The sequence below is a fragment of the Mucilaginibacter ginsenosidivorans genome, assembly GCF_007971025.1.
Classification (GTDB): domain Bacteria; phylum Bacteroidota; class Bacteroidia; order Sphingobacteriales; family Sphingobacteriaceae; genus Mucilaginibacter; species Mucilaginibacter ginsenosidivorans.
Window position 1 is genome coordinate 4,188,049 of sequence record NZ_CP042436.1, and the last position, 25,003, is coordinate 4,213,051.

23 protein-coding genes are annotated in these 25,003 nt (G+C 44.3%); 15 read left to right on the forward strand and 8 right to left on the reverse strand.

Annotated features, from left to right (window positions below; genetic code table 11):
- Positions 1-186 precede the first annotated feature (186 nt).
- From FRZ54_RS19105 to FRZ54_RS19145, 9 genes are all read left to right on the forward strand, one after another.
- Positions 187-1,509: an inositol-3-phosphate synthase gene (locus tag FRZ54_RS19105; protein WP_147033421.1), complete on the forward strand. Its 1,323-nt coding sequence runs from the start codon at positions 187-189 to the stop codon at positions 1,507-1,509.
- Positions 1,509-1,961 carry a phosphatidylglycerophosphatase A family protein gene (locus FRZ54_RS19110; RefSeq protein WP_147033422.1) on the forward strand — a complete coding sequence of 151 codons (453 nt, stop codon included), beginning with the start codon at positions 1,509-1,511 and terminating at the stop codon, positions 1,959-1,961. Before FRZ54_RS19105 ends, FRZ54_RS19110 begins: the two co-directional genes overlap by 1 nt.
- A gap of 280 nt (positions 1,962-2,241) precedes the next feature.
- The gene (locus tag FRZ54_RS19115; RefSeq protein ID WP_147033423.1) at positions 2,242-4,797 is read left to right on the forward strand and encodes a DUF5686 and carboxypeptidase-like regulatory domain-containing protein; all 2,556 of its coding nucleotides are present in this window, start codon (positions 2,242-2,244) and stop codon (positions 4,795-4,797) included.
- 34 nt (positions 4,798-4,831) lie between these two features.
- The gene (locus tag FRZ54_RS19120) at positions 4,832-5,545 is read left to right on the forward strand and encodes a CDP-alcohol phosphatidyltransferase family protein (protein ID WP_147033424.1); all 714 of its coding nucleotides are present in this window, start codon (positions 4,832-4,834) and stop codon (positions 5,543-5,545) included.
- Between the two features lie 19 nt (positions 5,546-5,564).
- The gene (locus tag FRZ54_RS19125) at positions 5,565-6,128 is read left to right on the forward strand and encodes a DUF4833 domain-containing protein (protein ID WP_147033425.1); all 564 of its coding nucleotides are present in this window, start codon (positions 5,565-5,567) and stop codon (positions 6,126-6,128) included.
- Positions 6,129-6,132: 4 nt separating this feature from the next.
- On the forward strand, positions 6,133-6,756 hold the full coding sequence (locus tag FRZ54_RS19130; protein ID WP_147033426.1) for a sterol desaturase family protein: 624 nt from the start codon (positions 6,133-6,135) through the stop codon (positions 6,754-6,756).
- A 1-nt stretch (position 6,757) separates the two neighbouring features.
- On the forward strand, positions 6,758-7,699 hold the full coding sequence (locus FRZ54_RS19135) for a phosphatase PAP2 family protein (RefSeq protein ID WP_147033427.1): 942 nt from the start codon (positions 6,758-6,760) through the stop codon (positions 7,697-7,699).
- Positions 7,700-7,897: 198 nt separating this feature from the next.
- Complete coding sequence (locus FRZ54_RS19140) at positions 7,898-8,713, forward strand: hypothetical protein (protein ID WP_147033428.1); 816 nt, start codon at positions 7,898-7,900, stop codon at positions 8,711-8,713.
- A gap of 143 nt (positions 8,714-8,856) precedes the next feature.
- Complete coding sequence (locus FRZ54_RS19145) at positions 8,857-9,423, forward strand: CAP domain-containing protein (RefSeq protein ID WP_147033429.1); 567 nt, start codon at positions 8,857-8,859, stop codon at positions 9,421-9,423.
- Here FRZ54_RS19145 and FRZ54_RS19150 read toward each other — a convergent pair whose 3' ends face one another.
- The 3 genes from FRZ54_RS19150 to FRZ54_RS19160 form a co-directional block, all read right to left on the reverse strand.
- Positions 9,424-10,104, reverse strand: coding sequence for a pseudouridine synthase (locus FRZ54_RS19150; RefSeq protein ID WP_147033430.1), 681 nt, complete (start codon positions 10,102-10,104; stop codon positions 9,424-9,426).
- A 63-nt stretch (positions 10,105-10,167) separates the two neighbouring features.
- On the reverse strand, positions 10,168-10,983 hold the full coding sequence (locus tag FRZ54_RS19155) for a glycerophosphodiester phosphodiesterase family protein (RefSeq protein ID WP_147033431.1): 816 nt from the start codon (positions 10,981-10,983) through the stop codon (positions 10,168-10,170).
- A 4-nt stretch (positions 10,984-10,987) separates the two neighbouring features.
- A complete protein-coding gene (locus FRZ54_RS19160; protein WP_147033432.1) occupies positions 10,988-12,100 on the reverse strand; it encodes an alkaline phosphatase family protein in 1,113 nt (370 codons plus the stop codon).
- Between the two features lie 289 nt (positions 12,101-12,389).
- Here FRZ54_RS19160 and FRZ54_RS19165 point away from each other — a divergent pair, with 289 nt between their 5' ends.
- From FRZ54_RS19165 to FRZ54_RS19180, 4 genes are read left to right on the forward strand one after another with little or no spacing between them, the layout of a single operon-like run.
- Complete coding sequence (locus FRZ54_RS19165) at positions 12,390-13,412, forward strand: glycosyltransferase family protein (RefSeq protein ID WP_147033433.1); 1,023 nt, start codon at positions 12,390-12,392, stop codon at positions 13,410-13,412.
- A gap of 32 nt (positions 13,413-13,444) precedes the next feature.
- Positions 13,445-13,630 carry a hypothetical protein gene (locus FRZ54_RS19170; RefSeq protein WP_147033434.1) on the forward strand — a complete coding sequence of 62 codons (186 nt, stop codon included), beginning with the start codon at positions 13,445-13,447 and terminating at the stop codon, positions 13,628-13,630.
- Between the two features lie 51 nt (positions 13,631-13,681).
- The gene (locus FRZ54_RS19175; RefSeq protein WP_187359675.1) at positions 13,682-14,791 is read left to right on the forward strand and encodes a phosphotransferase enzyme family protein; all 1,110 of its coding nucleotides are present in this window, start codon (positions 13,682-13,684) and stop codon (positions 14,789-14,791) included.
- Positions 14,792-14,804: 13 nt separating this feature from the next.
- A complete protein-coding gene (locus tag FRZ54_RS19180; protein WP_187359676.1) occupies positions 14,805-16,124 on the forward strand; it encodes a DUF3472 domain-containing protein in 1,320 nt (439 codons plus the stop codon).
- 94 nt (positions 16,125-16,218) lie between these two features.
- Here the strand turns inward: FRZ54_RS19180 and FRZ54_RS19185 are convergent, their stop codons facing one another.
- The gene (locus FRZ54_RS19185; protein ID WP_228462541.1) at positions 16,219-19,212 is read right to left on the reverse strand and encodes a glycoside hydrolase domain-containing protein; all 2,994 of its coding nucleotides are present in this window, start codon (positions 19,210-19,212) and stop codon (positions 16,219-16,221) included.
- 173 nt (positions 19,213-19,385) lie between these two features.
- Here FRZ54_RS19185 and FRZ54_RS19190 point away from each other — a divergent pair, with 173 nt between their 5' ends.
- A complete protein-coding gene (locus tag FRZ54_RS19190) occupies positions 19,386-19,904 on the forward strand; it encodes a DUF892 family protein (RefSeq protein WP_147033437.1) in 519 nt (172 codons plus the stop codon).
- A 226-nt stretch (positions 19,905-20,130) separates the two neighbouring features.
- The gene (locus tag FRZ54_RS19195; RefSeq protein WP_147033438.1) at positions 20,131-22,011 is read left to right on the forward strand and encodes a M1 family metallopeptidase; all 1,881 of its coding nucleotides are present in this window, start codon (positions 20,131-20,133) and stop codon (positions 22,009-22,011) included.
- Between the two features lie 82 nt (positions 22,012-22,093).
- Here the strand turns inward: FRZ54_RS19195 and FRZ54_RS19200 are convergent, their stop codons facing one another.
- The 4 genes from FRZ54_RS19200 to FRZ54_RS19215 all read right to left on the reverse strand — a co-directional run bounded on the left by FRZ54_RS19200 (position 22,094) and on the right by FRZ54_RS19215 (position 24,892).
- Complete coding sequence (locus FRZ54_RS19200; protein ID WP_147033439.1) at positions 22,094-22,480, reverse strand: YtxH domain-containing protein; 387 nt, start codon at positions 22,478-22,480, stop codon at positions 22,094-22,096.
- A 164-nt stretch (positions 22,481-22,644) separates the two neighbouring features.
- A complete protein-coding gene (locus FRZ54_RS19205) occupies positions 22,645-22,836 on the reverse strand; it encodes a cold-shock protein (RefSeq protein WP_147033440.1) in 192 nt (63 codons plus the stop codon).
- A gap of 82 nt (positions 22,837-22,918) precedes the next feature.
- Positions 22,919-24,199, reverse strand: a complete 1,281-nt coding sequence (locus FRZ54_RS19210) for a tetratricopeptide repeat protein (RefSeq protein ID WP_147033441.1) — start codon at positions 24,197-24,199, stop codon at positions 22,919-22,921.
- Positions 24,200-24,238: 39 nt separating this feature from the next.
- The gene (locus FRZ54_RS19215) at positions 24,239-24,892 is read right to left on the reverse strand and encodes an HAD family hydrolase (protein ID WP_147033442.1); all 654 of its coding nucleotides are present in this window, start codon (positions 24,890-24,892) and stop codon (positions 24,239-24,241) included.
- Between the last annotated feature and the right edge of the window lie 111 nt (positions 24,893-25,003).

A 25,003-nucleotide genomic window follows, 5' to 3' on the forward strand; every position in this document is an offset into this window, starting at 1 on the left:
ACGGCAGCATACCCCCTGCTGTGCGCAAATGGCTGCTGCTGACATTATAACTCTTATAAGGCAGCCGTTAAATCTCATTGAACCGTCAACTTTGTAAATTAAATGACGACGTTTTGCTGAAAAAATCGGTAATTTGAACATTTCAGCAATAAAGTCAAACCAACATTAAATAGAAAATACGATAACATGAAAAGCAACATTCAGCCAGCCGAAGGAAAATTGGGAATTTTGATACCGGGTTTAGGCGCGGTGGCGACTACCATGATCGCCGGCGTTGAAGCCGTAAAGAAAGGCCTGTCCCAGCCTATAGGTTCACTAACTCAAATGGGACATATCCGCTTAGGCAAAAGAACCGACAACCGCTACCCAAAGATCAAAGACTTTGTGCCGATAGCAGATTTTAAGGACATTGTGTTCGGTGGCTGGGACGTTTATGAAGATAACGTGTATGAAGCTGCGATGAAAGCGAAAGTTTTGGAGCCGGGTTTATTGAATGCCATAAAACCGGAACTGGAAGTTGTTGTGCCAATGAAGGCCGCTTTCGATAAAAACTATGCAAAAAACCTTACTGCTACCAACGTTAAAACCGGCACCAGGTACGAACTGGCACAGGCTGTAATGCAGGACATCAGGGACTTTAAGCAGAAAAACAATTGCAGCAGGATAGTTTTAGTATGGTGCGGCTCGACAGAGATATATTACGAAGCATCAGAAATACATCAAACACTGGCGGCTTTCGAGCAGGCCCTGGTAGATGACGACAAGCGCATTTCGCCAAGTATGATATATGCCTACTCGGCTTTGAAGATGGGCATCCCTTTTGCAAACGGTGCTCCTAACTTAACTGTTGATATACCTGCAATGGTTGAACTGGCAAAACTGACAGAAACCCCGATTGCCGGTAAAGACTTCAAAACGGGCCAAACCCTGATGAAAACCATCCTGGCCCCTGGCCTGGCTGCACGTTCATTAGGCGTTAAAGGTTGGTTCTCAACCAATATCCTGGGTAACCGCGACGGATTGGTACTGGATGATCCGGATAACTTTAAAACTAAAGAAGTATCGAAACTGGGTGTACTGGAAGATATTTTTAAGCCGGAAGAAAACCAGGAGCTGTATGGCGACCTGTATCACAAGATCCGTATTGATTATTACCCGCCGCATGGCGACAACAAAGAAAGCTGGGATAACATTGATATTTTTGGCTGGCTTGGATACAAAATGCAGATCAAGATCAACTTCCTTTGCCGCGATTCGATATTAGCTGCACCGATTGCACTTGACCTTGCTTTATTTAGTGACCTTGCCAAGAGGGCACAAATGAGCGGCATACAGGAGTGGTTATCATTCTACCTTAAATCGCCGCAAACAGCGCCCGGTCTTGCTCCGGAGAATGATATTTTCAAACAATTAATGAAATTACAAAATACGCTGCGCCACATGATGGGCGAAGACCTGATAACACACCTTGGCCTGGATTATTACCAGGACCTGGTTGAAGCCATGTAATGCAATTTCATAAACTTGTTTCCACCTGCCTGGGTATAGGCTATATCGGCAAAGGCGCCGGCACTGTTGCTGCCGTAGCTACCTGCATTTGCTGGTATTTTGCCTGGGCAGGTGGTTATAATTTAACCCTTTCCATCATTGTTACTGCTGCCATTACACTTGTCGGGGTTTGGTCATCCGGCATCGTCGCTACGGTGTGGGGTAAAGACCCATCGCGCGTGGTTATCGATGAAGCTGCGGGCATGTGTATAAGCCTTCTATTTCTTCCGCCCAATTTGAAATATATCGGTGCAGGATTAATACTTTTCCGCTTTTTTGATATTGTGAAACCATTATTTATCAACAAAATGGAAAAGCTCCCCGGCGGCTGGGGTATCATGTTCGATGATGTGCTGGCCGGCGTGTACGCAAACATCATACTACAAGCTGTACTGTGGTTCAAACTATTCTGAACCCCGATCATCAGAAATTAATCAATTGATTAATTTTGACTTTTTGACCACAATAGTCTGTCTGAAATTTTCCTACTTTTGCGCTCTGATACAAAGGTGCAACCCGACCGGACGAAACATTTGACCGTGCCGCAGGGTTAACAAATAGTGGCAAGTGAATTAAGTGACCGGTGCTAAATCTTGCATCCGGGGAACACTAAAGTTGTTCCGTTAAAAATTAAGTTACACTATACGACTATTCTGAACAACCTGCTTGTATTTGAATAATTGCATTGGCTACATGAATTTTAGAAATATATATTTAAAATTATTCGTTTTAACGTCTTTTCTTCTTTCGTCCTTTGTCTCGTTTGCACAGGTGACAAAGGTAAGTGGAGTGGTTACCGATGCAAAAACAAAACAAACCGTTCCGTTTGCCACCATTTCGTCGGTAGACAGCACAATAAATGTCGGCGCCGATGCTGATGGTAAATACATGCTTCAAACGGTAAGGCCTATCAGTAGGATCAAGGTTACTTATGTAGGTTACAAAACTGCCATATTGAACGTCGCCCAGGGGCAGGAGCAGGTAATAAATGTGCGCCTGGTACCCATAGCACAACAATTAAGCGAGGTTGTTATTCGTGCAGGCAAAAAAACAAGGTATCGTAATAAAGATAACCCGGCGGTGGAACTGATACGGCAGGTTATCGCCCACAAGGCGCAAAACAAACCTGAAAGTTACTCCTATGTTCAGTACAGGCAATATGATAAAATGATGTTTTCGGTGGTTAACGTATCGCCGAATATCACTGAACGAAAATTCTTCAGGAAATATAAATTTTTACTGGATAACCGCGACAGCACGACAGTACCGGGCAAAAACCTGCTGCCGATATATCTTGACGAAAAGCTGAGCCAGTATTATTACCGCAAGGATCCTAAAAAAGACAAAACAACCTTGCTTGCCGAAAAAGGGGTAAACTTCGGCAGTTATATCGACAACGAGGGGCTTGGCCAGTACTTCAAGCACATGTATTATGATATCAATATTTATGATAACAACATATTCCTGGTTACCAACCAATTTTTAAGCCCGATATGTGATGCCGCGCCTACGTTCTACAAGTTTTTTATCACGGATACCGTGGTCGTAAATAACACCAAACTTGTACGGCTAAGCTTTACCCCGCGCAACGGGGCGGATATGCTTTTTGAGGGAGATATATTTATTACACTCGATGGTAACTATGCTGTACAACAGGCTAATCTAACGGTAAATAAAAACATCAACCTTAATTTTGTTAAGGGGCTGACGGTAGATCTCGAGTTCGAACAGAATCCTGATAAAAGGTATCACCTGAGTAAAAATACTACGCTGGTGGATTTCGGACTGTCAAAAAAATCAAACGGTGGATTGCTGGGGATACGTACCGTTATCTTTAAAGATTACGAAGTTAACAAAGCTTTAAGCGACACCGCCTACGAAGGGCCCGCTGTAGTCACCCTCGAAAATGCAAAGGACCACACCAAAGATTTTTGGGCGAAAAACAGGTTTGATACTTTAACCACGGCTGAATCAAAAGTTTACCATAATATTGATACCCTGGTGACCATCCCTTCCTACAGGCGAACGATGGATATCATCACGCTGGTGCTTGCCGGGTATAAGTCGTTTGGGCCGTTTGAGCTTGGTCCGGCTAACACTTTTTACAGCTTTAACCCTGTCGAAGGCTTCAGGCTTAGGGTTGGCGGGCGTACTACACCAGAACTAAGCAAGCGTTATTATTTCGAGACTTATGCCGCCTACGGTTTTAAGGACGAACGCTGGAAATATTTCCTGAGCGCCACTTATTCGCTTAACAATAAATCGATCTATAAATTCCCGCAGGATTATATCAGGGCGAGCTTTCAGCGCGATACCAAAATACCGGGTGCCACGCTGCAATTTGTACAGGAGGATAACTTCCTGTTGTCCTTTAAGCGTGGAGAAAACAACAAATTCCTGTACAACGATTTTTATAAACTCGATTACGTACACGAATACGAAAGCCACTTCTCTTACAATTTTGGTTTCAGAAAGTGGACCCAGGCCCCTGCCGGTACCCTTAGTTTCATCAGCAACGCCAATGGCATTCCAAATATCGTAAACAGCGTTACCACGACGGAGTTATCCTTAGGATTAAGGTACGCGCCTAACGAACAATTTTACCAGGGTAAAATATACCGTATCCCTATCCCTAATAAATATCCGGCATTTGCCGTGGATTATACCGTGGGGATAAAGGGCTTCTTTAACGGTGAATACAACTATTCCAATTTACACTTCAGGTTCGATAAACGCTTTTACCTGTCGCAGTTAGGCTATGCAGACGTAACAGCAGAGGCCAGGAAAATATTCGGACAGGTGCCCTACCCTTTGCTGAACATTCCAAGGGCCAACCAGACCTATGCATACGACCTGTTCAGCTATAACCTGATGAACTTCCTGGAATTTGTGAACGATCATAACGAAAGCATTAATATCGACCAGCACTTTAATGGGTTTTTCTTTAACAAAATACCATTGCTGAAAAAATTAAAATGGCGCGAAACATTGTCGTTTAAAGCATTGTGGGCAGGACTGAGCAATCAGAACAATCCTTCGATACACCCTGATCTGTTCCAGTTACCGACCGAGGAAAACGGGCAGCCGGTGACTTTTATACCCGGCAAAACGCCTTATATTGAAGGTAGTGTAGGCATAGAGAACGTTTTCAAGTTTGTGCGGATCGACCTGGTAAAAAGGTTTACCTATCTCGATCATCCGGATGTATCACAATGGGGTATACGTACCAGGGTTATCTTTAACTTTTAAAAACACAAAACTGTATATTTGCAATAAATTAACAATGGCACAACAAACATCTTTACGAACCAGCTTACAATTAGGCATCTACAAGGTGATAGACCCTGTAGTAAAGGTTTTGATAAAGCTTGGATTGACGCCAAACGCGGTTACAACCATCGGTTTTATGCTAAACCTGGGGGTTGCCGTGATATTTATAATAGGTGCAGAAGAAGGTAACCGGGGCGACCTTACCTATGTGGGCTGGGCCGGTGGACTGATACTTTTCGCAGGTTTATTTGATATGCTGGACGGGCAGGTGGCAAGGTTGGGGAACATGAAATCGACGTTCGGTGCGCTTTATGATTCGGTGCTCGACCGGTACAGCGAACTGGTGATGTTCCTGGGCATCTGCTATTATCTTGTTGCCCACCATTATTTCCTGAGTTCGATATTTGCATTTATTGCTCTGATCGGCTCGATGATGGTGAGCTACGTAAGGGCAAGGGCCGAGGGTCTTGGTGTCGAGATAAAAGGAGGCCTGATGCAGCGCCCCGAGCGGGTGATAACGATCGGCCTTTTTGCCATGCTATGCGGAGTGATATCGTTATATATCGGCGGCGACTACAAACTGTATGTTCCGGGCGTTAAGTTCCATGTTTTTGAAACGATGTCCATCTTCACTTTCCCCATTGTTGCACTCGCTATATTAACTAATGTAACTGCTATCAGGCGCCTTGTCGACGCAAAAAAGGCGCTCGAACAAAAGAATAAATGATCAATACCCCTTTCAGTCGATGCGCGTTTCCAAATTTTTAATTTTATTGCTTTTAATAGCTCCCGGGATAACTTTCGGCATCTCGCCCGATAAACACAACGATTCGGTTAAAGCGCCAATAAATTACCCGAAGCCGCCAGTTACGGACAGCCGTTTGTTTTATGTACAGCGTACACCAAACGCCAACACTATAGTGTACGACCTGAACCTGGCCACCAATGGCATGCCTGATACGGAAAACCCCGTTAAAGCTTACTGGATACGATATGCCGATAAGGGACAAAAAGAGGACTTGAATTATATTCAGCGTAAATTTGCTTATGGTTTAACAGCCAGGCCCTTAGCGAACGGAAATTATGATATCAGATTTGTGTCATACAAAAAATTTCCGCTCACTTTGATGAAGGCTTCTGACGGAAAATATCATATATTCGCATTTATTTCGCAAAAGCAAATTATTCTGAATAGTGTGTTTGTGAAGATCGAAGGCGGTACGTTCTGGTTCCCGAATGTTGTGTACGTGGAAGTGAGCGGCACCGATCCCCAAACAGGCAAAGAAATGGTTGAACGTTTTAAGCCCTGATGTTATGAAAAAGAAGTATGTTTCCAATTCACAGGAATCTGTGAGAATGTTCAAGAGCAACCTGCTCGAGGCCCTGTCAAAAGTTCATTACCTGGTGCCGGTATTTATATTTATGCCGGTTATCCTGTTTTGTATGTATAAATCATTTTTTGACGTACACATTCCGGCCCTTACGTTTATCGGGTATTTTGTGCTTGGCTTATTCATTTGGACATTTACGGAATACGTGATGCACCGCTTTGTTTTCCACTATGCCCCGCCAAACAAACCATGGGCGCAGCGGATGCATTTTATATTTCATGGGGTTCATCACGATTATCCAAGCGATGCTAAAAGACTCGTTCTGCCTCCCTCGGTAAGCATCCCCCTGGCAACAGGATTTTACTTCCTGTTTAATGCTATTTTGCCCGATAACTACGTTTTTGCTTTTTTCCCCGGCTTTATTTTGGGATACCTTTTTTATGATATGACACATTACGCTATTCATCATTTCAATTTCAAAGGAAACATCTGGAAAAAGATCAAACAACATCACATGCTGCACCATTACCAGGATGCAGATAAAGGTTATGGGGTTAGTTCGCCGTTGTGGGACAAAATATTCCGTTCAGATTTTATAAAAAAATAGCATGGGCAATAATGTCAGTCATGACATTACAGTTAATCCCCGCTCTGTAATTGTTATTTCTACCCTTTCGATAGCTTATTTAGTGCTGTCATATTTTCTCGTTGGTTTTAAAGGTGACCAGGTTGTACTGCTGCTGCTTGCAAACGGCTTGTTTTACGCCTCGAAAGTTACGCGCAAGTTCTTCATCGCTTACCTTACGTTCCTGGTTTACTGGGTCATCTTTGACTACATGAAGGCCTTCCCCAATTACCGTTACAATACGGTACACATGGCCGACCTGTATAATTTTGAAAAACACCTGTTCGGTATTCATTTCAACGGCATCCTGCTTACGCCTAACGAATATCTCAAGCTAAACAGTACCTCGTTCCTCGACGTAACATCCGGTATATTTTACCTGTGCTGGATACCGGTGCCCTTTGGCTTCGGGATATACCTGTTCATCACCAACCGCAGGCAATGCCTTGAGTTCCTGATCGCTTTTGTGGTAGTCAACCTGGTCGGCTTTGTAATTTATTATGCCTACCCCGCCGCCCCGCCATGGTACATACAGGATCATGGCTATACGCTGATCACCAATACGGGCGAAAATGTAGCGGGCCTAATACGGTTCGATAATTATTTTCATGCAAGGATATTTCAATCCATCTATACCAAAGGGTCCAATGTTTTTGCAGCCATGCCTTCGCTGCATTCGGCTTACCCGATCGTCGTATTTTATTACGCGGCAAAGAACAGGCTATATAAGGCCAGCGTTGTATTTGGTATAGTAACGGTGGGTATATGGTTTGGCGCTGTTTACACCAGCCATCATTATGTACTGGACGTACTTGCCGGGATAGCCTGTGCCATTGCGGGTATATCCCTTTTTAACCTGCTAATGCACAAGTGGGGATGGTTCGGCAGGTTTGTGGACAGGTACGAGAGCCTGATAAAAAAGTAGATGATTGGGGAATTATTTGTACTAAATTCTATACTATCCCGGGGTTTATAACGACAATGCTCCGAGGGTTATGCTTTATAAATTCCTGCCTGGTTTGGTCCAAACAGCGATTTTCGCCCGATAATCGCCTGTAATCACCCGCAAAAGGTTACCGGGCATACCGTTTGATATTATACAGGTATCAATCTTATGACAACGATGCCTGTTTCTTACACAAAAAAGCTGATCCTGTTACTTGCGCTGGTTACCTTCGGTCCGGCACTTTTTGCTGCCGAAAAAACGGATAGCCTCAAAAAAGCGGAGGTTAATTTAGATAGCTTAAAAAAACAGGTGCAACTATCGGTTAACGATTCGTTGAAAGGGCAGCTGTATACCGAGATAGCCGGCCGGTATATGCAGTTCGACACCATCAGCAGTAAAAAGATACGGATCGAGTACCAGGAAGCCGCGATAGCCAACACTTTAAAAGCCATCCATTATTTTTCGAAATATAACGATACCATTGGGCTGCGAACCAGTTTCAACAACCTGGCTAAGGTTTACCATGCGCAAAAGAAATTCCCGCAAACCAAATGGTTCATCCTGCAATCAAACTCGCTGTCGCGCGAACTCAATGATAACCCGAACATTATTTCCTCGCTCATTGAGCTTGCGGCCCTGAAAACAGAAATAAAAGACTATACCCTGGCCATGCGCGACCTGAATGAAGCGCTGGCCCTATCGTCCAAAAATCATTATGCCAGGCAGGAGTCGCTTGTACAGTTGAACTATGCGATGTTATACAGCAGCCTGAAAAACCAGTCCAAATCGGCTAAGGCAATGAAAAGACACCTCGCTATTGACGACAGCATCCGGAAAGTCGAAGAAGCTATTTTAGCAGCACGGATAAAAGCGGCCGACTCGCTGGCCATGGCCAAAAAAAAAGCTTATTTGAACAGCAGCAAAGGGCCTTACGCGTTCAACTTCTCCAAAAAGCCAGGTTCATTACCATACTTATCATTATCATTGTTCTGATATCGGTAATCTTGTTCGTGATGTATAAGCGAAGAAGAAAAGGTTTTTGGCGCTCCCGTATCAAAAGGAAATCCTGAGTTATCATATACACGTCGTAAATTCGTTATTAAACTTGTTGCCCGTTAAACCGTCGAACAGTTAATATGAAATTACTTACCGCGAGCATAGTTGTGCTTGCCCTGTTTTTATCGTGTATCACCAATAGTCCTGCAGACCCGCACAGGAGCTTCAAAAAGGAATTTCTTGAACGGATAAACGAAGCAAGACATAGGGGTTGTAATTGCGGCACCGAATACATGCCGCCGGCGCCGCCATTGGTCTGGAACGACGACCTGGAGACCGCCGCGCAGAACCACGCCGAAGATATGTCGGGGAGGCACTACTTCAGCCATACCAGCCGGGATGGCCGGACAATGTCGGACAGGGTAATCGCTGCTGGCTATACTTACAAAGGCTTTAAAAGCTTTGCCGTAGGCGAAAATATAGCCGAGGGGCAGATGAGCATTGCCGAGGTTATGGATGGATGGCTTAAAAGCCCGGGGCATTGCAAAAACCTGATGAATCCATCATTTAAGGAAGTTGGTGTGGCTCAGTTCCGCTTGTATTGGGTGCAGGATTTCGGCGGAAGGGAGCCCTTCACCAAAGCCGAGCAACGACTGATAAAAAGCGGCAAAGTGAAGCTTATTCAGCATTCGTCGTCAAAAGAATGATCATTTCCATCCCATCAATTGCATTACCTGCTCAAATTCAGGCTGCAACGGTGCATTTATTGTTATCATCTGCCCGGTTACAGGATGCGTAAATTCAACAGAACAAGCGTGTAATAACATCGTTTCCATCGCCCATTTATCTTTAAACAGCTTGTTCTGCTTATTGCAGCCGTGGGTGCGGTCGCCGATAATAGGATGAAAAATATGAGCAAAATGTTTTCTTAACTGGTGCATTCTACCTGTGGCCGGGGCGGCTTCTACCAGCGAATACCGTGAAGTACCGTGCTTGCCAAACGGCACATCCAGTTCGGCGCGTTCCAGGGTTTGATAAGCGGTGAAAGCATCCTGAAGGGTACCATTTTCTTTTCGTAAAGGATAATCGATCTCACCGCGGTCGTCAGTATGCCCGCGAACGATGGCCAGGTACTTTTTAGCGACCCGGTTTTCGGCAAACTGCTTTTGCATCGCTATTTCTATCTCCTTATCAAATGCAAATAACAGAACGCCACCGGTCTTCCGGTCAATTCGATGTGCGGGGAATACCTTCTGCCCTACCTGGTCACGCAGCAACTGCAGGGCAAACACTTCCACGTCAGCCGCTATTTTCGACTTGTGTACCAATAAGCCATGCGGTTTGTTTATGGCGATCAAATATTCGTCCCTGAATAATACATCTAACATTATGGCTGCCTTAGGGCGGCAAAGTTAGATTTTTAGATGGTTGATAGTTGAGGCCGGGTGATATTATCTCAGACCTTTGCTTTTCAAGAACCTCACCAGGTCGGCCGGGTGATCTGTTTGCAAGCCGTTGAATCCTTTTGCCAACGCCTCGTCCCAATTCTGCGACTCATTTGCACTTTGGATGTCCGGCCACACGGTCAACCCCATTGCCCTGGCCGAAGCTACCATTGCAGGGGTGTATTCCTTCCACCCGCCATCCAAAATATCTGGCTTTACTTTATCAATAAAGGCTTTCATGCCAGCTTCATCCTTCACATTACCTGGCATACTCACCATCAGGGGCATACCGGGCGCTATTTTTCTCCAATCGACAAATTGCTGCGGATTGTTAATATAAACAAGCACTTGTTTTTCCATGCCGTATTCTTTCAGCATGGCATAAGTAACCGCGGCATCTGCATTTTTATAATCAATGTAGATGTATATTTTATCCTTGCAAAGCCCCAGTATCTGTTTAAAGGTTGGCACGCGGTAAATGTCTTTATCAAGGCTATCCTTGCTTTTAACGTGAAGCTGCTCCATTTCGGCGAGTGTCAAATCCTTTACATTACCCTTGCCTTCTGTCATACGGTTCACGGTGCCGTCGTGCATGCTTACCAGTTCGCCGTCCTTTGTCGTCCGCAAGTCTATTTCAATGTAGTCCGCCTCATTTTTTATGGCTTCAGCATAACCGGCAAGGGTATTTTCCGGGCATTTCACATGGTCTCCGCGGTGCGAGATTACTATAAACGAGTGCCGCGCAGGCGGCGGAGGATTAGGTTGGGCGTATGCGGGCTCCAACGCCGCATACACTAATAAAATAAGAACCAGTTTTTTCATCTATCTATTTGCCAAGGCTGGGTTTATCTTTTGCCATCATCGCATCTATGGCGTCGCCAACTTCGTGATCGGCGTTCTTTTTAAAATCAAAACCCAATAACTTAGCTATGCTTTGCGCCAGCTGTTTGTGATAAGTAGTTGTTTTTGTTTTGATGATACCATCATTCGGGGTATCCGGCCCTATAACGGCGAACCAGGTTTGCTCCGAATTTTTGATTCCCGTACCATGGCTCTTCCAGGCCTCGGGCGATGCATCTCCCCGGCCGTGGTCGCACGTTACAATAAGGGTTGTTTTGTCTTTATACTGCGGATCGCTTTGCAAGTATTGCCATAAGTCCTGCAAATAGGCGTCTTCCTGGTGGGCCTGGCTCAGGTACATTTTATAATTGCCGGCGTGGGCCATATCGTCGGTCTCGTCAAAGGCAATATATAACACACGTGGCTTATACTCCTTCAGGTATTCCATCCCCAGTTCGTAGGTCATAAAATCAATGCGGGTATCGCCCAAATAATGAGGTGCCTTATGCTGCATTTCGTTCAAAAACTCCAGCCGCCGGTCGGTTTTGGGGCCGTCAAAATCGGCGTAACCCGCGTTCACTGTCAAACCCGAGCGGCCAACATTAAATATGGCAGGAAAAGCCTCCCATGAGGCAAACACGGCTATCTTATTTTCGAACCCACGCTGTTTGTTCAGGTATTCGAAAACGCTGGTATTGGGATTAGGAACCGGGTTATTACTATTCACTCTAACATCAGGAAAACCGGTAAAAATCTCGTTATAGCCCGGGTACGAAAAATGGTAATTGTTGGCTACCTCGTCGCTATTGCCGGCATCACGGTCGCCATATAATTGACCCTGGGACACGATCGTCGACCAAAAAAACGGCATCAGCATTTTCCGGCGGTCCTCGGGCGTTGTGGCCCAATATTTTTTCCGGACGTCAGCTTTGGTATCGGTAAATTTAGAATTGATAATTGCCGAGTCGGCGCCCCGGAAAAGCTCCTGCCAGCGAAATCCGTCTAAAGTGACAACAATAACATTTTGGGTTTTATGATTTTGCGCGAAACCTGGTATCGCAATCGAGAGGGCCAAAAGCAGCAACGTTAGTTTTTTCATAGCTAAATCTTACTGCCCTCAAAAGTACACAGGCCATATTAAGCCTGTTTTTCCTGAAATTTAATTTACGGGTTGTTTGTAAATTGCATATTGTGGATAAATAAGCTTGTTTCAGCGTAGAAATCGCCAAAATAGCCGGTAATACGATGGCTGAGCAACCAGGAAGACCAATTTCAGGCTTAATATTTACTCTATTTTAAGCCAGTATTTAATCATCGTAAAATGTTTAATAATCACTTAACATTTGTTTAACCAACAGCACCGTACTTTTGCGTAAAGCTGCTAAACAATGAAACTACTTTATGCCATACAGGGAACAGGAAACGGTCATTTAAGCCGCTCGCTCGAGATAGTGCCGCTGCTGCAGCAAATGGCCGATGTAGATATCTTGATCAGCGGCACACAAGTAGACCTGCAATTGCCTTTCCCGGTAAAATACCGGTTCAACGGGTTTGGATTTATCTTCGGTAAATCAGGTGGCGTCGATATCTGGAAAACCTTTTACAAAGCCAGTTTCCGCAAATTTCTGAAGGAAGTGAATAAGGTGCCGGTTGAAGAATATGACCTTGTAATTAATGATTTTGAACCTGTATCGGCCTGGGCCTGTTATGTCAAAAATAAGCCATGCATAGGATTAAGTCACCAGGCCGCTGTTTTAAGCGAAGATGTGCCAAAGCCCGATGAATCGGACATGATAGGAAAACTGATCCTTAAAAATTACGCTCCAACTACCAGCCAGTATGGTTTTCATTTCAGGCGCTTTGACGAAAACATATTTACGCCGGTTATCCGGAAACAGGTACGTGAACAAAAGATAACCGATAAGGGGCATTACACTGTTTACCTGCCTGCTTATGATGATAAGCGCCTGATAGAAAGGCTATCCGAATTTAAAGACGTGGAATGGGATGTTTTCTCAAAACACAACAAAAGGGTATCAAAACATAAAAATGTTTCGATACAGCCCATCAATAACGAAAAGTTTGTAAAAAGCGTGGCGCAATCGGCCGGGGTACTTTGCGGGGCCGGGTTTGAAACACCGGCGGAGGCCTTATTCCTGGGGAAGAAGCTTTTGGTGATCCCGATGAAGGGCCAATACGAACAGCAATTGAATGCAGCTGCACTTAAAGCAATGGGTGTGCCGGTTATCAAAAGCCTAAAGCCAAAACATAACGAAACCATACAAAACTGGCTGGAGAGCGGCAAAGTGATCGGGGTTGACTATCCCGACAACACAAAACAGGTATTAGAGCTGGTTATCAACCGGCATTATCACCCGGTAACATCGGCCCCACTGATGCAAAGGGTTTAATTTGTACATTTGTACCATAAACCTACGGATACATGGCACAAAAAGTAATTACGGTAAACATCAATGTTTACGAGCAAACCGTTAGCAACCGTCATTCAGCTTACGAAATAAAGGACGTTAACAAATACCTGGACGAAGGCTGGGTGATCAAACAATGCCTGCAGGCCACCACCACATCGGCCAACTGGACGAATGTTACTTTTATTCTTGAAAAGTAATCTGGCGTTAAGTTTTGAATAACCCTCAATTTCCCGATATTTGACAGATTGATGGGTACTAATTCGCTGACAGACAACCAAATTTACAGTCTCATTTCGGAGTTCAAGATCGATGCCGGCATCGCATCGGTAAAACCATTTGGTTCGGGCCATATCAATGACACTTACCGTATTGTCAATGCTAACATAAACGGGCACGATTACCTGCTGCAACGCGTCAATCACCATGTCTTTAAAGACGTTCCATTGCTGATGAACAATTTGTTGAATGTTAGCCGGCATTTGAAGCAAAAAATACGTTCGGAACAAAATGTCCTCACGATTATCGAAACAAGAGACAACCGGCCTTATTTTAAAGACGACGGCGGCAATTACTGGCGCGTCTTTTATTTTTTGAAAGGCACCAAAAGCTACGACGTTGTAACAACCGAAAAACAGGCATTTGAAGGCGGTAAAGCTTTCGGGGCCTTCCTTGCTTTGCTTGCCGACCTTGACGTTAGCCTGGTAAAAGATACCATACCCAATTTTCATAATATCGAATACCGCCTGGCGAATCTCCAAAAGGCAATAGATACAGATAAAGCTGGGAGGTTGAAAGAGGTAGCTCCAGAGATCGGATTTATTCAGCAGCGCAGCGATGCGATGAGCGAAATATCACGTTTAGGCAGATCCGGGGTTTTGCCGTTAAGAATAGTACACAACGACACTAAATTTAACAACGTACTGCTCGACCAAAATGACAATGCGCAATGTGTAATTGACCTGGATACCGTAATGCCGGGCTACGTGGCTTACGATTTTGGCGATTCGATACGAACCATTATCAATACAGTTGCCGAAGATGAGGCCGATGTAAACCATATTGGTTTAAACCTGCATTTATTTAAAGCTTACACCAAAGGTTTCCTCCAGGAAGCGAAACCATTTTTGACCGAATCGGAAATTAGCTCGCTTTTAAAAGGTGTACTGTTGCTACCCTATATTCAGGCCGTACGTTTTTTGACCGATTACCTGGAGGGCGATCATTATTTCAAAATACATTTTTTTAGTCATAACTTGCAGCGTGTGCGGGCACAGCTGGCATTGGTAGCGAAACTTGAAGAAAATCAGCACATACTCGGGCAAATAATTACCAAGACCTGGCAGCAGTTAAAAGTATAATATGATACGGATAATGAAGCGTACTTGCAGGGTAACGGCGATATTTAGCATTTGTATATTTCTTGCAACCTTTGCAACCAGCGAAGCTATTGGAAGGTCAAAAAAAAAGACCGACACACTAACCCTTATCCCATTTGGCGGAAACGCCTGGCGAACGGACAAAGACACCACGGGCGGTAACATCAGCAACGAAGGTATTATAAACTGGAGTTCGGCGAAAGCCACATTCACCTCTTATGTACGCTTTGGGCAAATGGGGAAACTCAATGTTTATTTGCACCTGTCCGTTCCAAAAGGACGGAGTTCGATAACTGTTACGGCATTGGGCATCAGCAAAACTATTACTACATCGGGCAGTGGCTTTAGAGATGTTTATGTGGGCGACTGGATGATACGTGATACAGGTTACATAGCGTTCCAGCTAAAAGGCGTTTCAAAAACGGGCGACGTTTTTGCCGATATAACTGGTATTGCCTTATCGGGCGACCCCGTTAAAAGTAAAATGAGCTTCGTAAAGGATAATGAAGGCCAGTTCTTTTACTGGGGTCGCCGCGGACCGTCCGTTCATTTGGGCTATACCGTACCGGATGGCGTGAATGCCGAATGGTTTTATAATGAAGTGACCGTCCCGAAAGGAAATGATGTTTTAGGCTCCTATTTTATGGCCTGTGGTTTTGCGGAGGGTTATTTCGGCATGCAGGTGAACTCGCCTACCGAAAGGCATATCCTGTTCTCGGTTTGGAGCCCTTTCAATACGGATGATCCTAAATCTATTCCCGAAGATCAAAAGATCATTATGCTTAAAAAAGGTGACAACGTGCATACAGGCGAGTTTGGGAACGAAGGTTCAGGCGGGCAAAGCTATATGAACTTTATGTGGAAAGCCGGTACTACCTATAAATTCCTGGTACACGCCAAACCAGATGGCAAAGGCCGCACCGAATACACCGCTTATTTTTTCGCGCCCGAAGCCGGTAAATGGCAACTGATCGCCGGTTTCAGCAGACCAAAGACCGATACATACCTGGAACATCTGCACTCGTTCCTTGAGAATTTTGAACCGGAACAAGGCACCAAAACCCGCGAGGTACATTTTAACAACGGGTGGATATGCGATAGCAATGGTAAATGGATGGAGCTAACCAAAGCGCGTTTTACGGCAGATAATACCGGCGCTAAAGGTTACCGGATGGATTACGCAGGCGGTGTTAAAGGACAGTCCTTCTTTTTGAAAAATTGCGGGTTCTTTAACAATTATACGCCGCGCAATATCTTTTTTGAGTGGCCCCGGAGCGGTAAAAAGCTAAACATAGACTTAAGTAAATTGCCTTAACGACATCCATTATAAAAGGCGTTGTCATCCTGGGGTTCCCGAAAGATGTCTATCGGGCCAGCGCGCATACTTCAATATAACTTAGTATGACGCCTTATTTCTCTGTCACAATCAGCATCCACCCTTTACCCTTTTCAACTTTAATATCGTGTCCGTCTTGAAAATCAGCTTTGGGCTGAAAGTTCTTCACTTCCGGCGCTGTGATCGTTGCTTTTGATGGGTCTATACCAAGCGCTTTCCAATCTATCTTGAGTTTAATATTGACATCATCTGCCGCCCAGCTTGCAATGGATACCAACGCACTTTTATCTTTTTTATAGACGGTCGCTAATACTTCAGGATTATTGGTTTTTACGGGACAATCATCCACCCAATAGCCTATCATCTTGCCGTTTTGCATACCAAAGTCATCCCAGGCATGCCATATCGGGCGCGGATCGGCATTATCGCTCCAGGGCATGCGGTTGGTCATGCCGTAAACCATTCCCCGCCATGGGTTGCCCCCGCCCTGCAGCATTTCGCCCATCAGGCCGAAAGGTATGCCTGATACCTCGGTCAGGAAAAAATCCGGCGAATTCTTCTCATAATCAAAATACTCACCGAACCACAAACGATTCAGGTACGGAAAATTCTCCATATACAGGTTCGCGCTGTTATTAAACCCGTCGGCTTTATCATACTGATTGGCCGAATGCAGATCGATGATACCCGGATGGCCATCTGCGGTCAGCACGCGTTTAATGCGTTTCATGGTTACCCGGTCAAAGGCCACATCATCCAGGTAAATGCCATCAATCTCTACATTCTGCACAAGCCAGTTCATGCCTTCCACGTAATAATTATGCCAGCGGTTCATTCCGCTGTTAATGATGGCCGCATCCTTATATTCGGGTACGTACCAGGCGGCAATATAATCATCGCCCAGATGTTCCTGCAGCCAGGAATATCCCCCGCCTTTGCCAGGCGAAAACACCTCATGCCCTAAACTGCGCAGCGGGTACAGCTCATAAGCGCTGTTGGACAACTCGCGGATGGTATTGTATATCTTCACTTTCAACCCTTTTCGGTGCGCCTCATCAATGTAGGCCTTCATCGCGTCATGCGCTATAAACGGATAATTGATGTAGGGATTGATAGGCGTGCCGTGATGGATGTTGACCACTGTAGCGCCTGTTGCTTTTATAGTATCCAGGTTATTATACTTATGATAAAATCTTGTGGCCCATTGAAAATTGGTATTGATGGTATGGAACGGGGTGATCAGCAGGTTGAAATTGTAATATAATACTTCGCCTTTTTTCATACTGCGGGAGCCGCTATAATTGTTCACCCAAACCGTGCTGTCAGCTTCGCTTATCCTGATCCCGCCTTTATTGTCGTTCCCCCACGAGGCCGGCAATAACAATGGGCGTTGCAGGTAAAAATTGGTATTGAGGGGTCGGACGTAATGCTCGTCGCGCAGCGAATATTGCAAGCCGGCATTAACGCTGCCTATCCAGGCGCCATCCTGGTTCTTATGGGCAACATCCCATTTCCACTCATAGGTGTCGGGACGCTTCTCCCCTTTCAGGTTTAACCCCATCATATAAGTGGCCGCCTTTTTATTCATCGGGATATGCAGACGCAGGTCGTTAAAGCTGATATCGTGCAGGGCGGTTAACTTAACCGTGTAGGCGATAAAACCATCAAACTCTATTGAACCGCACACATCCATCCGCAACCCGGGAACTGTGTTTTGCGACTCCCATTTAACGGTGCCGGGTGTTTTATCAGTAAACTTAACAGCCGATGGCTTCCATAGCTCTTTCTCCCCGTCTTTGGTTTCGAGCATAAAGCTGATGGGTTGATTTAGCAACTGTTTAGGCTTATCCGTCATCTCCGTCATTTCGGGGGTAAAAAAAGTTTCAATATTTTTCGGGAAGCCTGTATTATCCAATATCACTTTGCGGCCAAGCAGCGATATGCTTTGGCCATCGACCTTTAAAGGTATGTATGGTTTGATGACATCGTTTTTTTGCGCCATCGTCGAATTAAGCCAGGTAAGCCGTGTTTGCTTCTGCGGTTCATTTACTCCGCCTTTTGGAGCGATCTTATTATCAACTTTCAGGGCGATATTAATGCGTGTAGCCGGTACCCCTTCTGCGCTAATTGTCGCGTACCCGGTGTAAATACCGGCCGAAACATTTTGGGGAACATTCACGAGGCACCACATAGCCTGCACATCGCCTTTGGCTACGTCTACTTGTTTCGAAAAAGGGTTGCCTTTGTAATCGATACCGCTGGTATTAAGGCACGACATGACTTTGGAAGAAATAGTACCCTTTGCACCTTTCAAGTCGGAGAAAGTAATTTTAACTTTTTTTAAATCATTCGACACAGGATAAATACCTAATTGATAAGCGTAGTTTTCGCCACGGTCAGTTTTGCCGTTAAATGTACTTGTCAACCCCTTTAATATCCAGCGCTGCGGCAGATCGTGTTTCATTTTGATGGGGTGCATCCGGTCCTCTGGAAACACCAGGTATTTTTTTGACGGGTATTTACTTTCCAGCGCCTTTACTTCCGATGCTGTGGCGATCACCTCCATCGGGTAAAAACTATTGAAAGCATTGACAGACTCGATCGATACAACCTTTGCCAATGGAGTATCTTTTGTACTTGCAATACTTTGAAGCCAGTCTGCATTGGCTGTTTCCTGTGGTTTCAGGTACTTTGCGTTGGGATAGTTCGATTTCCGGTCGATCTTATATGGCAAATAGTAAACATAGTATTGAGTGCCGGACGAAGGCTCAAAATAGATGGTGCCTTTTTCGCGCGTAATAGCGTCAACTTTTACATTATCTATCCTTTTGTTGGTACTCGCGTCGACAACTAATAGCTGTTTAATTTCAGGGTGATAGTCGCTCCGCCGCCAATTGATAACGGCCTTAACAACTTTTGCGCCTTTAGCATCAGCCGATAACACCACCCGCTGATTACCGAGCGAATCGGCATCCCAATCATTATTTCCGGCCGTATATTTTATTTGCTGGGCAATACCGGTATTACAAGCAAGGAACAGCAGGGCAAAAAAAGCAATTCTCATCATTTTGATTTTAAGTGTGTGCGGACACACCAATTATATGGCGAATGTAGATATGAATTTATTAAAAGTCAAAAAAAGATAGCATCAATACAAATTGAAGGATTTCCAGCCGCAACGAACTGAAAATTTGAACTTAATTCAAATTACTGTGTTATAGCAACAAAACCTATAAAACTATGAAAACCGAAATAAATGAATATTTAAGTCAGACAGACCTTAACAGGTTGTTCATTCATCAATTGAACAGGGTAAACTGTACCAAAGGCTACCTCATCAAACATCTCCCACCGCTGGCCGAGATCGCATCGTTCCATAATATGCAGCTGGCAATATTGGAGGCGCTCGACGACTCAAAAAGGCAACAGGCCCGTGTGGACGAAATATACGCCATACTCGATTCAAAGCCATCTGATGATGGGTGCGAAGTGGTAAAAGCAGTAATAGAAGAAGCCTATCAATTTGGCAACCATTCCGGAAAAACCAAGATCATGAACGACATGGATATTATCCTGTATATGTGCATGATCGAAAACCTCGCTCTTACTTCTTTCAGGATGCTGAAGCTGATCAACCAGTTTATGGGTAACGAACGGATAAGGCAATTGCTGACAGAATGCTGTGACGAAAATATTGACAACGACCGCCTGTTCACCTTGATATCAGAGGAATATCTTGCTCAAAAGGTACTGGATTGAGCCGGGTTTGGTCAAAAGAAAAGCCGGACCCCATGGATCCGGCTTTAGAAAAGTTATTTAATACCCCTATTAAAATAACTATACCAAAGTAACAGAATTATTGGGGTTAATGCAATATTTGTAACCATTTATTTACAATACACCTTTGAGGCCATCCTGGTACTTTGTTGATTTTGGCACATGTACTTATCTGCGATTAATATGTAATTTGCCGCCAAAATTATTTATGATGCTAAAATCAACTATTCTATCTGCCTTATTTGTATGTTTCATTGTACAAGTAAATGCGCAGGGGCTTTACATCCCGCGCGATATCAAAAAGGCATATCAAAATGGGACCCGTTCCATGGACGGTAAACCGGGCAAGAATTACTGGCAAAACACCGGAAAATATAACATATCCATTACGGTTGCGCCTCCTAAAAAAGATGTGACAGGCACCGAGCAGATCACCTATATCAACAACAGTCCGGACACACTGAAAAGACTCAATATCAAGCTGATCATGAATATCCACCGGGCCGGCGCAGCCAGGTTTTCTGGAACCAGTGACGACTACCTGTCGGAAGGTGTGCAGGTTGATGAGTTTAAGGTAAACGGCGAAAAGAAAAACTGGAACAATAAACAGGCGCGTACGAGCAACCAGTTCGTCGGCCTGTCGAAACCTTTAATGCCGCACGACTCGGTAAAACTGGATATAACCTGGCATTACCAGTTGGTAACGGGTCCGGGCCGCGAAGGGGTTATCGATTCCACTTCGTTCTACCTGGCTTATTTTTATCCGCGGGTATCCGTTTATGATGATTATGTGGGCTGGGACCGTACGGAATTTATGGATGCGCTGGAGTTTTATAACGACTTTAATGACTATACCCTGAACGTGACAGTACCAAAAAACTTTATTGTTTGGGCAACGGGTACGCTGCAAAACCCGACCAAAGTATTGCAGCCTGAATATGCTGAACGGCTTGAAAAGTCGATGACGAGCGATTCCACAATTCACATAGCTACCCCCGAAGACCTGGCCGGTAAAAAAGTGACGGCTCAGAATGATATGAATACCTGGACGTGGACCTCGTCACATATTACGGACGTGGCGCTGGGTATAAGCGACCATTATGATTGGGATGCCGCCAGCGTGGTAGTTGATAAAGCTACGGGCAGAAGGGCCAGTATGCAGGCTGCTTTCCAGGATAAGTCAACGGATTTTCACCGCTCCGTGCAATTTGGCCGTAATTCGTTAAGCTGGTTTTCGAACAACTGGCCGGGTGTACCCTACCCTTTCCCAAAAATGACCGCCTTCCAGGGTTTTGCAGATATGGAATACCCGATGATGGTAAATGACAGCCATACCGGTAGCCTGAGCTTCGCGCAGTTGGTACAGGACCACGAAATAGCGCATACTTACTTCCCCTTTTACATGGGTATTAATGAAACCCGTTATGGGTTTATGGATGAAGGATGGGCAACGACTTTAGAGTTACTGATAGGAACTGCAGAGGTTGGGAAGGAAAAGGCTGAAACCCTGTACAAACAATTCAGGATAGCAGGCTGGATACATGACCCGTCGACTGCGGAGGATCAGCCGATCATTACCCAGGGTACCGAGTTGAGGGGCGGATTAGGTAACAACGAATACGGCAAACCCTCGTTAAGCTACCTGGCCCTGAAGGATATGCTGGGCGACGACCTGTTTAAAAAAGCGTTGCACAACTATATGGATAACTGGCATGGCAAACACCCTATTCCATGGGATTATTTCAATTCAATGAACAGCGGATCGGGCAGAAACCTGAACTGGTTCTTCAACAACTGGTTCTTTACCAATGGTTATATCGACCTGGCTCTGAAAAATGTGACGAAGATCGGTACCGGTTATAAATTCGAGATACAAAATATAGGTGGCTTTGCGGCACCATTCGACCTGGTGTTAACTTATTCGGATGGTACAACCGGCCGTATACATCAAACATCGGCAGTTTGGGAAAAAGATCAGAAGGCAGCTACCATCAGCTTCAAAAATAATAAGACCATCAAATCGGCTAAGATAGATGGCGGTATCTTTATGGATGCCGACGAAAGCAATAATAACTGGACTGCTAAGTAAAATTGAACGTGTGTGTTTGTTCAAACAAAAAAAGCCCGCGGCATTCGCGGGCTTTTGCATTTTTAAGCAGGCGCTGCGTTAACTAAGCGCCTTGTATCGAATCGTTCAGATCGTCGGCGGCACCCTTTACGCCCGACTTTGCACGCCCGATGGCCTCTTTACCGGCCTCAACCACGTTGTTCGACCTTGACCTTACCTTGTCGGCCACGTCTTCCTTCATGTTTGCAAGATCGTTCACTGTACTGCGAAATTTCGACTTCGACCTTTCCAGTGTGCTGTTACCGTATTCGCGCAGGTTGTTAGCCGCCGACTCGGCTTTATTGCGGATGGAACCGGTGATATCGTTTACATAATCGGCTATGTCGTCCCGTAATTCCGAGCCGCTGCTTGGCGCTAATAACAGGGCCACTGCGGCGCCTGCCGCGGCGCCGGCCAAAAGCGCTACTATAATTTTTGCTGAATCTTTCATGATGTATAGTTTTTGCAAGTGTATAATTAAAGTTAACAAGCGGTTATGAATAGTGTTTAACTTTTCTGTTAAAAAACCTTTAACTGGTACATAGCAAGGCACTTAAAACGAAAAAAGTCCCGGTTCTGCCGGGACTGATACGATTGCAATGGTATTATTTATGATTAAATAACTTTTACATTTACCGCATTTGGACCTTTACGGCCACTTTCAACCTCGAATTGAACTTTATCGTTCTCACGAATTTCGTCAATCAGGCCTGAAGAATGAACAAATATTTCCTGGCCACCCTCTGAAGGTACGATAAAGCCAAAACCTTTTGTTGCATTAAAGAATTTTACTGTTCCTTGTTTCATTATAAATTAATTTTTAAAGGCGGCAAGGTATGGATAATAATTTATAATACAAGTGCAAGTTATTACAAAATAAAGCTATAAACTATTCTATAAATAATCCATTTTCCAAGAAATCCTTGAATACGGCAAGCGATTCGTCATGAATGTATTCACAGCTATCCAATAAAATCAGGTAATATATCTTCCCCTTTAGCCGTGTATATTGACTATTGATATTATAATATCTAACCTTCCCGGGATCTTTATCTGTAATTCTTTGCACGTTTTCCAAATCCATTCCGGGGTAATCCGGTTCATCCCGCTCAACGCCTATGGCATACATATGGCCGCCTCCGATATTCTGATAGATATCAGGCTTCCTGATCTCAAAAGCAACGCTATTTTTGTATTTTAGGGTTATATCAGCAGGTTTTCGATCAGTATACTGTGCCAGGTAAATTGATAAAAAATCGCTTAGCGACTGCCCCTGCTTTGGCACTTGTGCAAGCACCAATAGGCTGTAGTCAATTCCTTGATTATTTACTTTACTGATTATTGTATTAGGCTTAAACGTCATATACCCAATGCCATTTTTAAATTCACCCGGCCCGAAACCCCATGTGCTGTCAATGGTAACCTTTATGCCGACGATCCTATTTAAAAAAGATATTTTATTGTTTTGTCTGCCTATCAGTGTCCATTCCTCCTTTAAACCAATTGTTGAGTCGGGGTTAGGCACTTTGACAGTTGTACTTAGTTTGTCGTACAAAGCAAGTATATGTTCTGATGGCTGCAGTTTATAAGACTGCTGCAAGGCAAATAAACCTGTGCTTCGCATACCGGATGTAAAACATGCGGCTGAATAGTCAAACCAAAAATAAGGGCTTTTTTTTGCTTCAGAATATTCGAACACCTTCTGATAGGTTTTTATAGCAAGCGTGGATTGATCAGATAATGCATAATGATTAGCAAGGAACCAATACGGCCTGTAGTCGTTTGGATTCAACTGAATTGCTTTTTGATAATTATCTAACGCTTTTTGATAATAAGGCTCCGACTCCATATTATAGATATAATGCGCGATATCACCCAACAACAAGTATTCTTCGATATTTTTTTGCGGAATCTGATCCAGACCATCGTACAAGTCGGAGAGGTTCTTTATGGCTGCCGCTTTGGGGATTCTGTATGTCCAATTTTGCGTCCAGTGATCATAAAGACCTAAATTTTCCTTTAAAAATGCGATAGACGAATTAAGGTTAGTGGGGTTATGAACTTTTTGAAAATCGATAGCATTAATATTTGCATAAGTGTGACATGCCCAAAAAAGGCAAAACAATAATATGCCCCGTGAAATTAAGTCTTTTAATTTATGCGCGATCATAAGGCGTTTAGGTTAGCTGAATAATTAACTTTTAACAGCTCAATTTAATAAATTTTTAATTCCTTCGTCCTCAAAGTCAATAGCAAAGTGTATAATGTTCTCCAATCCATTGAATTCCTCCGGCTGATGGGTGGTGGTGAGTATAATTGTGTCCATTCCGGCGTTCAGGGCGGCTTCGGCTCCTTTTGGCACGTCTTCAAAAACCAGGCACTCCGTTTGGTCGGCATTGAGCAGTTCGGCGCATTTTAAAAATGTTTCGGGATTGGGTTTACTCAATAATACATCGTCCGCACTAACAATTGCTTTAAAATAATGCCTGATATTTAAGTTATCCAGCACAAAATCAATATTAAAAGGTATAGCGGCCGAGCCGATAGCCATAGGAATGCCTTTTTGGTAGGCTTTTTCAAGGAATTTATTCAACCCGGGAAGCAGCTTCAGATCAGGGAAAAACTCCTGCTGGTAACGTTTTTCCTTTTCAATGGAAAGGCGTTCCATTTCTTCATCGGTAAACCTTCCCGCGCCAAACATCCTGACCAGCACTTCCTGGTTTTTGCCGTACATCTGCGGTTTCACTTCGTCCCAGGTAAAATTACCGCCCAGAACGTTATTCAATAAATATAACCAGCCACGGGTATGATAATCCATATCGTTTATCATGGTACCGTTCAGGTCAAATATAATAGCCTGCATGCTGGTGACTTGTGATTAGTTAATTGGTGATTTGTTGACTTGTGGTTAATTAACTGGTGATTAGTGATTTGTTATTATGCGCGATACTCAACAATAAAGCAATTCAACAAT